This window comes from Pseudomonas sp. B21_DOA, assembly GCA_030544685.1.
In the GTDB taxonomy this organism is placed as follows: domain Bacteria; phylum Pseudomonadota; class Gammaproteobacteria; order Pseudomonadales; family Pseudomonadaceae; genus Aquipseudomonas; species Aquipseudomonas fluorescens_AO.
The window spans coordinates 3,236,296-3,250,317 of the sequence record CP086683.1 but is presented as its reverse complement, the minus strand read 5'-3'; the positions used below and the strand labels follow the sequence as shown (position 1 = coordinate 3,250,317).

At 61.1% G+C, this 14,022-nt stretch carries 13 protein-coding genes and 2 pseudogenes; 8 read left to right on the top strand and 7 right to left on the bottom strand.

Going from position 1 to position 14,022, the window contains the following annotated elements:
* Positions 1-2 precede the first annotated feature (2 nt).
* Positions 3-656: a DUF2238 domain-containing protein gene (locus tag LJU32_14880; protein ID WKV87114.1), complete on the bottom strand. Its 654-nt coding sequence runs from the start codon at positions 654-656 to the stop codon at positions 3-5.
* Positions 657-818: 162 nt separating this feature from the next.
* Between LJU32_14880 and LJU32_14875 the strand changes: the two genes are divergently transcribed.
* Both LJU32_14875 and LJU32_14870 read left to right on the top strand, forming a co-directional pair.
* Complete coding sequence (locus LJU32_14875) at positions 819-1,133, top strand: DUF2388 domain-containing protein (GenBank protein ID WKV87113.1); 315 nt, start codon at positions 819-821, stop codon at positions 1,131-1,133.
* Positions 1,134-1,213: 80 nt separating this feature from the next.
* A pseudogene (locus LJU32_14870) lies at positions 1,214-1,614 on the top strand (hypothetical protein).
* On the opposite strand, the pseudogene ligD reads toward LJU32_14870, so the two are convergent.
* Both ligD and LJU32_14860 read right to left on the bottom strand, forming a co-directional pair.
* Positions 1,615-4,238: pseudogene (gene ligD, locus LJU32_14865) on the bottom strand (DNA ligase D).
* 132 nt (positions 4,239-4,370) lie between these two features.
* A complete protein-coding gene (locus LJU32_14860; GenBank protein ID WKV87112.1) occupies positions 4,371-5,108 on the bottom strand; it encodes a tellurite resistance TerB family protein in 738 nt (245 codons plus the stop codon).
* Positions 5,109-5,367: 259 nt separating this feature from the next.
* Here LJU32_14860 and LJU32_14855 point away from each other — a divergent pair, with 259 nt between their 5' ends.
* Entirely contained in the window at positions 5,368-6,090 is a 723-nt protein-coding gene (locus tag LJU32_14855) for a CDP-alcohol phosphatidyltransferase family protein (GenBank protein ID WKV87111.1), read from the top strand.
* Positions 6,091-6,177: 87 nt separating this feature from the next.
* Here LJU32_14855 and LJU32_14850 read toward each other — a convergent pair whose 3' ends face one another.
* Entirely contained in the window at positions 6,178-6,990 is an 813-nt protein-coding gene (locus tag LJU32_14850; protein WKV87110.1) for a class I SAM-dependent methyltransferase, read from the bottom strand.
* Between the two features lie 230 nt (positions 6,991-7,220).
* Here LJU32_14850 and LJU32_14845 point away from each other — a divergent pair, with 230 nt between their 5' ends.
* Positions 7,221-7,682, top strand: coding sequence for a GNAT family N-acetyltransferase (locus LJU32_14845; protein WKV87109.1), 462 nt, complete (start codon positions 7,221-7,223; stop codon positions 7,680-7,682).
* 18 nt (positions 7,683-7,700) lie between these two features.
* Here LJU32_14845 and LJU32_14840 read toward each other — a convergent pair whose 3' ends face one another.
* The 3 genes from LJU32_14840 to LJU32_14830 all read right to left on the bottom strand — a co-directional run bounded on the left by LJU32_14840 (position 7,701) and on the right by LJU32_14830 (position 9,633).
* The gene (locus tag LJU32_14840) at positions 7,701-8,912 is read right to left on the bottom strand and encodes a cytochrome c biogenesis protein DipZ (GenBank protein WKV87108.1); all 1,212 of its coding nucleotides are present in this window, start codon (positions 8,910-8,912) and stop codon (positions 7,701-7,703) included.
* Between the two features lie 85 nt (positions 8,913-8,997).
* Positions 8,998-9,336, bottom strand: a complete 339-nt coding sequence (locus LJU32_14835) for a hypothetical protein (GenBank protein ID WKV87107.1) — start codon at positions 9,334-9,336, stop codon at positions 8,998-9,000.
* A gap of 33 nt (positions 9,337-9,369) precedes the next feature.
* The gene (locus tag LJU32_14830) at positions 9,370-9,633 is read right to left on the bottom strand and encodes a DUF2790 domain-containing protein (GenBank protein WKV87106.1); all 264 of its coding nucleotides are present in this window, start codon (positions 9,631-9,633) and stop codon (positions 9,370-9,372) included.
* Positions 9,634-9,928: 295 nt separating this feature from the next.
* Between LJU32_14830 and LJU32_14825 the strand changes: the two genes are divergently transcribed.
* From LJU32_14825 to LJU32_14810, 4 genes are all read left to right on the top strand, one after another.
* On the top strand, positions 9,929-10,669 hold the full coding sequence (locus tag LJU32_14825) for a response regulator (GenBank protein WKV87105.1): 741 nt from the start codon (positions 9,929-9,931) through the stop codon (positions 10,667-10,669).
* The gene (locus tag LJU32_14820; GenBank protein WKV87104.1) at positions 10,666-11,976 is read left to right on the top strand and encodes a HAMP domain-containing histidine kinase; all 1,311 of its coding nucleotides are present in this window, start codon (positions 10,666-10,668) and stop codon (positions 11,974-11,976) included. The genes LJU32_14825 and LJU32_14820 overlap by 4 nt, the downstream gene beginning before the upstream one ends.
* Positions 11,977-12,194: 218 nt before the next feature.
* On the top strand, positions 12,195-13,859 hold the full coding sequence (locus tag LJU32_14815; GenBank protein WKV87103.1) for a hypothetical protein: 1,665 nt from the start codon (positions 12,195-12,197) through the stop codon (positions 13,857-13,859).
* Positions 13,856-14,011, top strand: a complete 156-nt coding sequence (locus LJU32_14810) for a hypothetical protein (GenBank protein WKV87102.1) — start codon at positions 13,856-13,858, stop codon at positions 14,009-14,011. The genes LJU32_14815 and LJU32_14810 overlap by 4 nt, the downstream gene beginning before the upstream one ends.
* The last annotated feature ends 11 nt before the right edge of the window (positions 14,012-14,022 follow it).

Sequence of the window (14,022 nt, the reverse complement as noted above, 5' to 3'; positions counted from 1 at the left end):
CCTCAGCGCGGCGTGCGACGCCAGCGCGTCAACACCAGCAAGGACAGCCCGGCGCCCAGCAGCGCCAGGGCCATGTCCTTCTGCGAATCCCACGGATCATTCTGCGCACCGACGAAAGCCTGGCCGGTGTCATCGCCCAGATAAGCGCCGCCCACCCACTCGATCAATTCGTACAACGCCGACGTCGCCAGCACCACATTCAAGGTCAACAGCGCCAGCCATGCGCCGAGCAACGGTGTCAGGCGCAGCAGCACTTCGCGCATCGGCCAGACCAGCAGCAATCCATAGCTCAGGTGCACCAACCGATCATAGTGATTGCGCTCCAGGCCCAGGACTTTGTTGACGCTGACGCCGGTCAACAGCGTGCTCCATTGATCGTAGGGCACGCGGGAATAGGTGTAATGCGCGCCGACTTCATGGATGCACAGGAACGCGAAGATCATCCCCAGCGACAGTGTCGACAGGCGAAAACGCCGATGCGTCAAGAGCAGTGTCAATACCAGCGCCAGCGCCAGGACATTTTCCAATAGCCAGTCGACACGGCTGCGTGGGGAGATGCCGAGCGCAAAGGTCAGGAAGACGAATCCGCCGAGCAATAGCGCTTCGATTCGCGTGTCTGCCGGGCGGGCTAAATTGTCGCTGACGCTGACGAGCATGGGGTCGATTCTCAACAATACGGGCAAGCGGTAGACCTTTCCCGGTTTTGCCCGGTTCCTCGCCGCTGCGTTTTCGACGCTTACGGAACTCCGGTGCACGGCGCACCTCTGAGCTAATGTAGTCCCTTCCCTTTTTGCTTAGCGCTTGTGGAGGAACACGTCATGCGCAAGTTAGTCCTGATTTCTTCTCTTATGCTTTGCCTGCCGGTCGGTTCGGCACTGGCCCGCGTCGATGCGGGTGACGTCGCCACATCGGCAGGTGTTTCCGCGTCGCTGTACTCGACCTTCAAGGATGACAAAATGGTGATTCCGGCCCGTGACGACGTGTCTGCGTTTGTCGCCAGCGGCGGGGCCATTCGTGGGGTTTATCTTGAGTCGGTACTGCAACAGGTGCGTCAGGCCAACCCTGGCTTGAACGCCAGCGATGAAGACCTGGCCAACGCCATCCTGGTGCAATACGAAGGCGTGCATCAGTAGTCACCAGGGACGCAGCGGCCGATGGATGGCCGCTGAGTGCGCATAGGCAAAACCGTCGGACGGCCTCTATGATGGAGGCCATGACGACGACCGTACCCTTGCGTTCCCCCTGCCCACCCGGCGCCTGCATCTGCGGGCGCGATCCGTTGCTGGAATCGCCCGGCGCGGATCTGCGCATCCTGCGCCTGACTCGCGCCGAGGAAAAATCCTCCTCGCGCGCCTGGAACAACTCAAAGATCTCGACGACCTCAAACGCCTGCAACAGCGCATGTACGAGCAACTCGGCATCCGCGTCGACGTTGCCCCTGGTTTCAACGAAGTACGCACCATGCGCGGCATTGCCATTCAGATCGGCGAATTACCGGGCCTGTGTCGCAAGACCCGGGCGGCGATCCCGGCGGCGATTCGCAAGGGCCTGGAAAACCACCCGCAAATCGCCTTCGAACTGCTCAACGCCCACGACTTGCTGCGCGACACCTGATCACTTTTTCATGCCGACGCGTTTGCGCATCTCGGCGGTGATGGTCTGACGGGTTTTCTTCATGTCCGCCCAAGGTTCATCGCCGACCTCGGTCAGACGCTCGTGTACATTGTAGATGTTCCAGTGATTACCGCCCTTGATTTCAGCGACTTCCTCTCGGTACAGCGGCACCGACACCGGCATGCCTTCCGCGCGCGTGCGGCGTAGGCGCAAATGGTGGTGGCGCCGAGGCCGTTGCGCAGGTAATCGATGAAGATCCGCCCGACGCGGTTTTTCGGCCCGGACACCGCTGAAATACGATCCGGCAGCAACTTGGCCATGTGGCTGACGATGGCGTGGCTGAAGTCCTTCACTTCGTCCCAGCCATGCTTGCGGGTCAATGGCACCACCAAGTGAATGCCTTTGCCGCCGCTGGTTTTCAGGAAGGCTTTGAGGCCCAACTCATCGAGCACGGTGAGGGTCAGTGCGGTGGCTTCCACCATGCTTTTCCATGGCAGCGCCGGGTCCGGGTCGAGGTCGAGGACGAAGCGATCGGGCTTGTCCAGATCCACTTTCGTGGCATTCCAGGTGTGCAGCTCCACCGTGCTCATCTGCACCGCGCCCACCAGCGCTTCGGGATTATTGATCATCATTACCGGCTGGCCGGTAACGTCCTTGTCCAGTGCGGTGATGCCGGGAATGGCCAGGCGGTCGGCGTTCTTCTGAAAAAACAATTCGCCAGCGATGCCGTCCGGCGCACGCACCAGTGCCACGGGGCGATCCTTGAGTTGCGGCAGGATGTATTCGGCGACGCTGGCGTAATACTGCGCCAGTTGCATTTTGGTCGTGCCGCTGACGGCGTCGATCACCCGATCCGGATGGGTGATGCGTACCTTGCCGCCGGCCAGTCCTGATTGCGACGGTGCAGTCTCGGCTTTTTTGCTGGCGGCGGTTTTCTTTGCCGGCTGCTTGTCGGCGGCTTTGGTCTTTTCGGTTTTTTCGGTCTTTTCGGACTTGGCAGCTTTCACAGGCTTCGCTCGCTCCTCAGTAATGTCCTTGGCCGGTTTGTCATCGCGCAAACCATGGAAGACGGCGTGGCGCACCGAACCGTCCTTGGTCATTTCGGCGAATGCCACCTCCGCCAACAATTTTGGTTTGAGCCAATGCACGCCCTTGGCCTCGAAACCGCTGGGCGGATTGACCACCGCCGCGCTTTTGGTTTGCAACGGTTTGAGTTGGGCGAGGATGCTTTTCAATGTAGTTTCGTTAAACCCGGTGCCGACCTTGCCGGCATAGCGCAACTCGCCGCTGTCACGGTCGTGCAGGCCGAGCAGCAAGGCACCGAAAGCACTGCGCGCACCTTTCGGATCGGTGTAGCCGACGATGACGAATTCCTGGCGATGCTTGCATTTGAGCTTGATCCAGTCGCCGCTGCGCCTCGACACGTAAGGCGAGCCGAGACGCTTGCCGATCAGGCCTTCCATCTGCATCTGGCAGGCGCTGTTGAGCAGCGCGTCCGGGGTTTCCTCGAAAGCTTCGGAGAAACGCAGCGTTGACGATTCTTTCTGCGCGCCGAGGATGGTGCTCAGCGCGGCACGGCGTTCTTCGACCGGTACGTCGCGCAGGTCGACGCCATTGAGATACGGCACGTCGAACAGGTAATAGACGATGTTGCCGCTGCGCCCGGCATCGAAGGCATTCTGCAGCGCCTGAAAGTCCGGCACGCCCTGCTCGTTGGCTACCACCATTTCGCCGTCCAGCCAGGCCGATTCCAGCCCCAGCGCCGCCAGTGCCTTGGCCTGCTGCGGCAGTTTGTGCGTCCAGTCATGGCCATTGCGGGTGAACAGTTGCACCTCATCGTGATCGATCCGCGCCATGATCCGGTAGCCGTCGAATTTGATCTCGTAGCTCCACTGCCCTTCAGGCGCGCTGTCGACCAACGTAGCCAGTTCCGGCTTGATCAGCGCCGGCAACTTGGCCTTGCGTGCGCCGGTAAGCTGCCCGGACGCCTGTTTGCGCGGCTTGGCCGGGGCTTTCTTCACGGGTTTGGCCTTATCGGCGGCAGTCGCCGATTTGCCGACAATCGTGCGCTCGCTGAGCACGCTGTCGGGCTCGGCGACCAGCACGTCGAAATCATCCTGCGGGCGCGCGGCGTTGTCTTGATGCTTGATCAGGAACCATTGTTCCTTCTTGCCCGGCATGTGCGTGCGCACCAGATTCCACACGCCGCCGAGCTTCTCGCCTTGCAGCTCGAACTTGAGCCGGCCCTTGGCGTAGGCCTTGTGCGGATCCTCCAGCGGAATCCACACGCCGCGATCCCAGACGATCACATCACCGGCGCCGTAATGCCCCTCGGGAATGCTGCCTTCAAACGTCGCGTAATCGAGCGGATGATCCTCGACATGAATCGCCAGACGCTTGACCGAGGGATCCAGCGACGGCCCCTTCGGCACCGCCCAGCTCTTCAACGCGCCATCCAGTTCCAGGCGAAAGTCGTAATGCAGGTGCGAAGCGTCGTGCTTCTGGATGCAGAACTGCAACGCATGATCCTTGGCCGACTTACGGCCCGAGCGCTTGACTGCGGCCGGTTCCGAAGTCGCAGAAAAATCACGCATGCGGTTGTAATCGTCGAGGTTCCTGTTCATGAGCACACCGATGGCAAACGGGTTCTGTTATGCAGAAGAGCGACACGGCGGCGGAAAAATTCAATCGACATAAAAAAGCCCCGGACGGATGGAATGGCCGGGGCTGTTGATGTCCGGGATTTTTACAGCGGGTCAGGCTTGCCCTTTGGCCTGCTGTTCCAGATGGACCTGCAGATCCGGATCAATCTGTAAGGCCGCGGCCAGCTCATCGAGATAACTGCGTTCGGCGTCCTGTTGGTCGTCCACCAGCATGACGCTGGCCAGGTACATTTCGGCGGCTACGGCCGGATCACCATTAGCCGATTGCGCCACTTCGCTGGGATCCAGCGGCTTGGCGACTTCGGCGTCGAGCCATTGCTGCAACTGCGGGTCGGCGGTGTGTTTGCCGATTTCGCTGCTGATCAGGTGTTTTTCCGCTTCATCGATGCGCCCGTCAGCCTTGGCGGCGGCGATCAGGGCGCGCAGCACCGCGTGGCTGTGGGTTTCGATTTGCGGGCCGGCGAGCAGGTCGGCGGTTTGTGGCAGTTCTTGCGGTGCCTTGCTGGCCTGGCTGCGTTGCCAGGCTTGATACGCTTGGTAGGCCATCATGCCCAGCGAAGCGAGTGCGGCGTAATTGGTCCCGCCGGTACGGCTTCGGCTGCCGCCACCAAGGGCGCTTCCCAACCCGCCACCGCCGAGCAAGCCGCCGAGCAAACCACCCAGGCCGCCGAGGCCACCCGCAGCAGCCACGCTGCCCGCTCCGGTCTGACTGCCGCCGCCCAGCAGGCCGCCAAGCAATCCGCCCAGGCCGTCGCCGGCTGAAGCCCCACGTTGTTGTCCCGCCGAGGCCTGGCCTCGCAGCAGTTGTTCGAGCAAATCGCTGGTGTTCATGACGTCATCCTCAAGGCCCCGGCCCGATTGCGTCAGGCAACAATAGACCGACGCGGCCATAGCGCCAGCACCGTTGGGCTGACGCCCGATAATCGATAAATCGCCGCGCGAGAAATTTTCCGCGAGCCAGCTAAGATTCAAGGGTGGTGAACCTTATCCCGGCCAAACCGGTCGATAGCTGCAACCCGACCCGGTTTGCCGGCGCCCTTTCTGACGATGGGCGATACCCGGCTTGCTTCACTTTCTGGAGAACGCCCCCGTGATATCCACCGTACACATCGCCAGGCTTAAAGCATGGGGCGCCCATGGTTTTACCGCGACCGGCGTGGTCACAGCCTTTCTGGCGACCCTCGCCCTGCTGGAAAACCAGCCGATCCATTGCCTGATGTGGCTGGGCGTGGCGCTGATCGTCGACGGCCTCGACGGCGCACTGGCGCGCAAGGTCAACGTGCAATCGGTGCTGCCGAGTTTCGACGGTTCGATCCTTGATCTGGTTATCGATTACCTGACGTATGTTTTCATCCCGGCACTGTTTATCTACCGCTACATTCCCCTGCCCGACTACACCCTGCTGCTGACGGTGTCAGTAATTCTGGTGTCGTCGCTGTTCTGCTTCTGCAACGTCAACATGAAGAGCAAGGACAACTACTTTGTCGGTTTCCCGGCGGCCTGGAACGTGGTTGCGCTGTGCCTGTACATCATTGGTCCGGGGCCGTGGATCACCTTTCTCACCGTGATCGGTCTGGCATTGCTGACGGTGACACGGATGAAGTTCCTGCACCCGTTCCGCGTGCGTCGTTTCATGCCAATCAATATCGCGGTGACGGCGATCTGGCTGTTATGCAGCCTTTCGCTGGTGCTCAATCACCCAGTGATCAACCCGCTGGTGATGGGCTTGTGGTTGCTGATGTCGGCTTATTTCCTGGGGATCTGCATCTGGCGCACGGCGCTGGAGTGGTTTGATCGACCACAGGTGAAATAGGAACCTGGACTGAAATACATATCCTGTGGGAGCGGGCTTGCTCGCTCCCACATTCGATTGTCGTAGCCTGACGAATCGAATCGAACGTCAGCGCTTGGTAATCACCACTTCCAGATACTCACTCGGCACCACCAGTGACGTCTCTCCCGCTCGATTCGATCGGTTGAGCAACTCGGTCAGATCCTCCTCCAGCGCTTGCCCGGCCTCCGGCGACAGCACCGCAAATGCCTTGTGCACCGGCCCGTACCAGTGGCGGAAGATGTCAATGAAATGCGCCGCCGAGCGATAGCGGAAATTGAACTGGCTGCGGGTGACCCGAACAAGAAAATCGCGATCATCGAACTGCTTGTGCAGCCATGCATCCGAGCCCCAGTTCGATGGTGGCTGGGCAACCGCAGGCGGTGGCAGATGCTGGCCGAGAATTTTGAACATCTGCCCGACGAAGCCCTCCGGCGTCCAGTTCGCCATCCCGATCCGCCCGCCGCGACGACAAACCCGTCCCAACTCACTCGCAGCAGTCGCCTGATCGGGCGCAAACATTACACCAAACGTGGACAGTACGGCGTCGTAGCTCTCGTCGGGAAACGGCAGTGCCTCGGCATCGGCTACCTGAAAAATCACCTCGAGATGCTCGGCCCGCGCGCGGTCCTGACCACGCTCCAGCAGTGCAGCGACGTAATCGGTCGAAGTCACCACACAACCGCGCCGCGCCGCTGCCAGGGTTGCGTTGCCGTTACCGGCGGCGACATCCAGCACTTGCTCATCGCAGCGCAGATCGCAGGCCTCGGCGAGGCTTTCGCCGACGATTTGCAAGGTGGTACCGATCACGGCGTAGTCGCCACTGGCCCAAGCAACTTTCTGACGTTCCTTCAGGGCAGTGAGATCAATCGGGGTACTCATGACATCGAGCTCCGTGGCAGAGAGAAAGCACAGGCTGCGACGCGGACCGTGCTTGCTCACTATCGCGCCGAGGCTGCCCGGCGTCCCTGTCAATCGTCCGGCGAGCCCAGAAATAGGGCACTTTGCCGATGAGTGGCGCAAATCTGTCAAGCACCTGATACACCTTGCGCATTGCCAGCGTCGCGGGATTGGTTTCTGATGCCGGTTCGCCTCTGAAACGGATCTGACTGATGGCATTGCAACTGGATTGGCTCGCCGCACACATGCAGCACAGCGATCGCTATGCGGCGTGGATTCACCAACAATTTCATTACGAATACGCCGATCAACCTTTGGCTCGATGGCAACGAGAATTTGCCGAAGGCCAAAGCAATGGCGATTGGTCATGCCTGATTGCCCTCGACGGTGAGCGACTGCTCGGCGGTGCGGCACTGGCGCGGGATGACCTCGCTGATCGACCCGATCTCGGACCCTGGCTGGCCTGTGTCTTCGTGGATCCCGAGGCGCGGGGTCAAGGCCTGGCCGAGCGGTTGATTGAAGGGATATGCGAAGAGGCGAAAAAACGCGGGGTGGCGCGCCTGTATCTGCATACGCAGGACAAACACGACTACTACGGCAGACGCGGTTGGCAGTTTTTGGAGCGTTTCCGGGCGTGGGAGAAAACACAATGGCTCATGGTCCGCGACCTCTGAGCCATTGCGTTGCCTTGATCAGGCGGCCGGCGCCCTGGCCTCCTCCAGCAACTGCTTGATCATCTGCTCCTGCTCGGCATAGCGACCTTCTCCGAAGTGGCTGTAACGCACCTGGCCCTTGGCGTCGATGAGGTAATGCGCCGGCCAGTATTGATTGTCGAAGTGGCGCCAGATCGCGTAGTCGTTGTCGATCGCTACCGGGTAGGTGATGCCGAGCTTTTTCACTTGTTCCTTGACGTTGTCGATGATGCGCTCGTAGCCGTATTCAGGCGTATGCACGCCGATGACCACGAGGCCGTCCTTCTCGTATTTCTTCGCCCAGTCTTTGACGTACGGCAGGGTGTGCTGGCAGTTGATGCAGTCGTAGGTCCAGAAGTCGACCAGCACCACTTTGCCGCGCAGGGATTCAGCGTTGAGCTCCGGCGAGTTGAGCCACTGCACAGCGCCTGACAGCGACGGCATCGCGCCCTGGGCTTGGTCCAGCATCGAATCGGCGCGGACCTTGCTGACAAAGTAGTCGACCACTTTCGGCACGTTCTCCAGAACGTTTTTCTCGACGCTGGCCACGCCTTCCGAAGAGGTACTGGCGAGCAGGGTTTTGTCAGCGCCGGTCGAAATCACCGCGACCGTAGCAAGTACCGCAACCCCGGCCCCACGGCGCAACCAGCCACTGAACGGGATCGATGGTTTCAGCCGATTGACCAGACCGCGCCCGGCGAAAATCAACGTACCCAAGGACAAGGCACTGCCGACGCCATAAGCCAGCAGCAACAGGCTGGTCTGCGCATTGGCGCCTTGCAGCATCGCGCCGGTGAGAATCACCCCAAGAATCGGCCCGGCACAAGGCGCCCACAACAGGCCAGTGGCGACACCGAGCATGATCGAGCCCATCGGCCCCGCTCGTTTGCGCGTGTCCTGATCGAGGCGATTGCCCAGCGCGACAAAGGGCCGGGTCAACCAGTCACCAACCCGGGCCGAGATCAGCGACAGGGCGAACAATGCCATCACGAACAAGGCAATGTGGCGGCCGGTGTTGCTGGCCTGGATCACCCACTCGCTGCTGACCACGGCGAGGCTGGAGATCATCGCAAAGGTCAATGCCATGCCGGCGAGGGTCAGCAAGATCGAGGAGCGTGTACGGTTGGCGCCAGCGAACAGAAACGGTACCACCGGCAGGATGCACGGACTGAGGACGGTGAGAAGACCGCCGAGAAATGCGATGAGGTACATAGGGATCACCTTGAAATGGGGGCTGGGCGCGCAACCGGCCAGCGAGGGAAACGCCCTCGCTAGCCTGCTTTATTTACGCCGTGCCTCATGCGGTCTGGCCGTCGAGCAACTGCCCTTGCGGCGTGCGACTGGCACCGTTCTCCGCGACCAGTTGGCCCTGCGGCGTGCGGCTTGAGCCATCAGCGGCAAGCGTCTGTCCCTGCGGCGTACGGCTGGAACCATCAGCGGCAACCATCTGCCCCTGCGGTGTACGGCTGGAGCCGTCAGCGGCGATCAAGGCATCGCTGCCCTCCTTCGCTACCGTGGTCAGCTGGAAGCAGGTGCTGCTGGCGCAACTGCTTTGTTCTACAGCACTGTTGGCGTGAGCGGCGGCACCGGTGAAGGCGAAGGCGGCTGCGGTCAGAAAGCGCGAGACGTTGTTCATGGCAAAACTCCTTGCAGAAAAAGTGGGGGTGACTCAGTTCTGGTTGTTGCAGCCGTCAGCGAATTTGCTGTAATCCAGCTCGCGGGTTTTGCCGGCTGAATCGAGGTAGGTCATGCGCGCTTCGGTGATGCCGCAGGTCACCGAAGTGTCCTCGGTCATCGACAGCACTTTCTGGATATCCAGATGCGTGCCGTAGGTGTAGGTTTGCCGGCTGACGTCAGCTTCGGCGTGGGCCGACAGGGTGCAGATGTTCAGAGCGGCGAACAGGCAGGCGGCGAATACGGATTTGTTGTTCATGGTGTAGTCCTCAAGGCTTCAGTGGGTTTGAGCCGAGGCGCTCTGTGTGTGCCTCGATGGAGCCTATTTGAGGCCTTCGAGGTATCGCGTCTGTGTCAGGAAAGGACGAGAATCACTCGTTGTGTATCCACGCCGTGTGTAGATACACAGGGATACAAAACCCGCAGGAAATCGCGTTTTTGCGTCGGCGTGTATCCGCCGCTGCGGCAGATACACTGCAATACAAAGGCAGGCAGGCGTGCGGTCTACGGCGCTATAGACTGCACGGCATTCCCTTTTATAGAGGCTTGAACCGATGGAACATGTCGATCACATTCTCATCGTCGACGACGACCGCGAGATCCGTGAACTGGTAGGCAACTACCTGAAGAAAAACGGTCTGCGCACGACAGTCGTCGCCGATGGCCGGCAGATGCGCAGTTTTCTCGATGCCAATACCGTCGACCTGATCGTGCTCGACATCATGATGCCCGGCGACGATGGTCTGCAGCTGTGCCGCGAATTGCGCGTCGGCAAACACAAGGCGACGCCGGTGCTGATGCTCACCGCGCGCAACGATGAGACCGACCGCATCATCGGCCTGGAAATGGGCGCCGACGATTACCTGACCAAACCCTTCGCCGCCCGTGAACTGCTGGCGCGGATCAACGCTGTGTTGCGCCGCACCCGCATGTTGCCGCCGAACCTAGTGGTCACCGAAGCCGGACGCCTGCTGGCGTTCGGTCGTTGGCAACTGGACACCTCGGCCCGGCACCTGCTCGACAGTGACGGCACCATGGTTGCTCTCAGTGGCGCCGAATATCGCCTGCTGCGGGTGTTCCTCGACCACCCGCAACGGGTGCTCAGCCGCGATCAACTGCTCAACCTGACCCAGGGCCGCGAGGCCGATCTGTTCGATCGTTCCATTGATCTGCTGGTGAGTCGTTTGCGTCAGCGGCTGCTCGACGATGCCCGCGAGCCGGCCTATATCAAGACCGTGCGCAGTGAAGGTTATGTGTTTTCGTTGCCGGTCGAACTGCTCGGGGCGTCGGCATGAAACTGAAGCTGCAATGGCCGCGTACCCTTGCCTCGCGCCTGTCGCTGATCTTTCTGATCGGGCTGATTCTGGCGCAGGGCCTGTCGTTCGGCGCGCAGTATTACGAGCGTTACCAGAGCGCGAAAAGCACCATGCTCGGCAACCTCGAAACCGACGTCTCGACCTCGATGGCAATCCTCGATCGCCTGCCCGCCGCTGAACGCGAGGCCTGGTTGCCGCGTCTGGCCCGGCGCAACTACGGCTACCTGCTCAATGAGGGCGAACCGGGCATGCCGGTGACCTCGGCTGAAAAGTCCGTCGCGATCGCCTCGATTACGGCCGCCATCGGCGACACTTATCCCATCGTGTTTACCGAAGTTCCCGGCGGGCCGAGACAACATTTCCAGGGCCACTTGCGCCTGAGCGACGGCAGCCCGGTGACCATCGATATCCGTCCGGCGATGGTGCCGTTGTCGCCGTGGTTGCCGGTGGTGCTGCTCGGCCAACTGGCGTTGCTGATCCTCTGCACCTGGCTCGCGGTGCGCATCGCCATCCGTCCTCTCACCCGCCTCGCCAACGCGGTGGAAACCCTCGACCCCAACGCCCATCCGATCAAACTCGACGAGCAAGGGCCGACCGAAGTGGTCCACGCCGCACGGGCCTTCAACGCAATGCAGACGCGCATCGCCGCCTACCTCAAAGAACGCATGCAACTGCTGGCGGCGATTTCCCATGACCTGCAAACGCCGATCACCCGGATGAAATTGCGCGCAGAGTTCATGGACGACTCGGTCGAGAAAGACAAACTGAGCAGCGATCTCGGCGAGATCGAGCATCTGGTGCGCGAAGGCGTGGCGTATGCCCGCAGCATTCATGGCGCCACCGAAGAAAGCCGCCGTACCGATCTCGACTCGTTCCTTGACAGCCTGGTCTTCGACTATCAGGACATGGGCAAGGACGTTCAGCTCGGCGGCAAAAGCAAAGCGGTAATCGAAACCCGTCCGCAAGCCCTGCGTCGGGTGCTGGTGAACCTGACCGACAACGCCCTGAAATTCGCCGGCGCCGCGCAATTGCAGGTCGAAGCGCAGGGCAACAGCCTGTCGGTGAAAGTCCTCGATCGCGGCCCGGGCATCGCCGAGGCCGAACTGGCGCAGGTGCTGGAACCGTTCTACCGCGTGGAAAACTCGCGCAATCGCGACACCGGCGGTACCGGGCTCGGATTGGCGATCGCCCAGCAATTGGCGATGGCGCTGGGTGGCTCGCTGCTGTTGAGCAATCGTGAAGGCGGCGGGCTGTGCGCTGAACTGAAGTTGCCGCTGCACGGCTGACAGCCACTGTTTAAATTTCCCTCCTGCCGCCCTGCTGTTTCCATCCGAACAGCAGGCATCTGCCTACAACCTCGCCGGAATTTCCCGACTGTTGCGCCCGGGCGAAGCCCCTATGGTTATGCATGCGCAGACGCCTCGCTACTGTCAGACCTGACAGTAGCGAGGCGTCTGCCCTGTGCTGTTTGATGACGGCTCGCGAACCGTAACGAGGATCAGCCATGACTCTGCTCGAATCCGTCACCCAGGTATGTCATCGGCTGGCGCCCGGCGGCTGGCGTTCGCTGATGTTGGCCCATGGTCTTGATCTGTTGGCAGAGCCACTGGCAGCCGAGCTGCGACGACCACTGACGGTTAATCGCTGCCTGAGCGGATTCGAAGATTTCGACCCCGACGGAGTCTGCGCAATCGAAGCGGCGGCGCCCTCGCGCAGCTTGCTGTATCACGCGCTGGCATCACCGCAAGTGACCGTCGACGAAACCGGAACGGATCTGCTGCTGTTGCCGACTCAGGGCGAAATCGAAACCGTTCTGAACTATGTCTACAGCATCGCCCCGCCCACCCTCGATCAACTGCGCCTGACCGCCGCTGGCGCGCCCTTGGTGGTAGTGGCCTTTGCCAGTGAATATCGCTGCGCGGCCGACACCGTGCACGGCCGACACGCCGATCTTTGCTTTTCGCGCACCGGCATTGCCCGCGTCGGCACGATGCCTGCCCGGTATGACGCCAGACAGCGATGCTTCCTGCCCTTTGTCGACGGCGACGCCCATGGCATCCGGGTCATGCCGGTGCGCTACAGCGCGTACATTGCCATGCAATTGCGTGGTGATGCGCAGCGCTTCGGGCCGATGGACTTTCAGGCCGACGTCGATCCCGAGCTGGATTTCTGGGTGCCGCTGCACAAGCTGTTCGATGGCGACCAGTGCCTGGCGGGCCTGCAACTGGCGGTGACCCTGGAAAATCATCAGATCAACGAGAAGTTGCGGCACATCCATTTACGTCACAGTGGCACCGGCTGGGCGGAACCGCAGATCAGCCAGCCGCCCTTTGTCGTGACCGATGATCTGGCTGCCTGGGCAACTGTGGAGGATTTCGGCACCGGACTGCTGCTGCCAGAGCCGAAAGCACGGCTGGTCGAGCCCGCCAGACTCGAGGGCCGACCGCTATCGTTTCTGATGCCAGCCAACACCGGCGGCATGGTGCATGGCCGACACAAGGTTGACGCAGACGGCAGCATCAATGATTTGAACAACCACCCCGATGTCGAAGCGCTGGTGCGTGCAGGCGGTTATGAGGCCCTGCACTACCAAGACGCGACAGCTGACGGATGGGTTCGGCCACACTGCCCGGTCCTCAACGACCTGCTGCCGACGGTGGCTGCCTATTCGATTATCGGCCCTCCGGATTTTTACCCACTGTGCAGTCAGCGCAAACTGCTGCGCTGGGTCCGGGAAGAGCCGCTTTTCCCCGATCCCGACATTTGGCACGCCCGCCTCGAAGCGCTTTCCAACGTGCGGTATTGCGCCAACCTGAATCTCAAGGATCAGTTGTTTTCTGACAAGGATCGAGGGGTGACGGCGATTGTCGCTTCGGCTGAACCGCGCCTGCGCACGTCATCGCAAATGCCGCTCGCTCAGAGTTCGCGACCTTCCTCGCTGCCCGACGGCGCCGCCGGGGTTTTCGGTCCGGGCTGGGAAGTAGGCTGGATTCGACAGAAAACTTCCGATGCGCAATGGATCAATGTGTTGGCCGGCTATCAGATGGCAAGCCCGTTTCCCGAAGATGCGAAAATCTGCGCGGCTCTGGGCTCCTTCTGGCCGGGGTGGCACCGGACTCGGTGCGCGTTTTCGAACCACGTTCAAGTCTGCACACCATCATCCCGTTGACCGATCAGGAAATTAACCAGCACGGTGCCATTGCCTGGGACGATCAGCCGGGTCCGCAACTCATCGTTCAAGACAATCGCCTGTTTGCCCAGTACCACGCCTATGCCCACGCCGATTACACCCAGGTCGCCCTGGACGGGCTTTTTCCCTGAGCCTGACCGGC

What these genes read in the sequence shown, in the direction of transcription:
- LJU32_14880 (WKV87114.1), bottom strand. Translation starts at nt 656, where the DNA reads ATGCTCGTCAGCGTCAGCGACAATTTAGCCCGCCCGGCAGACACGCGA.
- LJU32_14875 (WKV87113.1), top strand. Translation starts at nt 819, where the DNA reads ATGCGCAAGTTAGTCCTGATTTCTTCTCTTATGCTTTGCCTGCCGGTC.
- LJU32_14860 (WKV87112.1), bottom strand. Translation starts at nt 5,108, where the DNA reads ATGAACACCAGCGATTTGCTCGAACAACTGCTGCGAGGCCAGGCCTCG.
- LJU32_14850 (WKV87110.1), bottom strand. Translation starts at nt 6,990, where the DNA reads ATGAGTACCCCGATTGATCTCACTGCCCTGAAGGAACGTCAGAAAGTT.
- LJU32_14845 (WKV87109.1), top strand. Translation starts at nt 7,221, where the DNA reads ATGGCATTGCAACTGGATTGGCTCGCCGCACACATGCAGCACAGCGAT.
- LJU32_14840 (WKV87108.1), bottom strand. Translation starts at nt 8,912, where the DNA reads ATGTACCTCATCGCATTTCTCGGCGGTCTTCTCACCGTCCTCAGTCCG.
- LJU32_14835 (WKV87107.1), bottom strand. Translation starts at nt 9,336, where the DNA reads ATGAACAACGTCTCGCGCTTTCTGACCGCAGCCGCCTTCGCCTTCACC.
- LJU32_14830 (WKV87106.1), bottom strand. Translation starts at nt 9,633, where the DNA reads ATGAACAACAAATCCGTATTCGCCGCCTGCCTGTTCGCCGCTCTGAAC.
- LJU32_14825 (WKV87105.1), top strand. Translation starts at nt 9,929, where the DNA reads ATGGAACATGTCGATCACATTCTCATCGTCGACGACGACCGCGAGATC.
- LJU32_14820 (WKV87104.1), top strand. Translation starts at nt 10,666, where the DNA reads ATGAAACTGAAGCTGCAATGGCCGCGTACCCTTGCCTCGCGCCTGTCG.
- LJU32_14815 (WKV87103.1), top strand. Translation starts at nt 12,195, where the DNA reads ATGACTCTGCTCGAATCCGTCACCCAGGTATGTCATCGGCTGGCGCCC.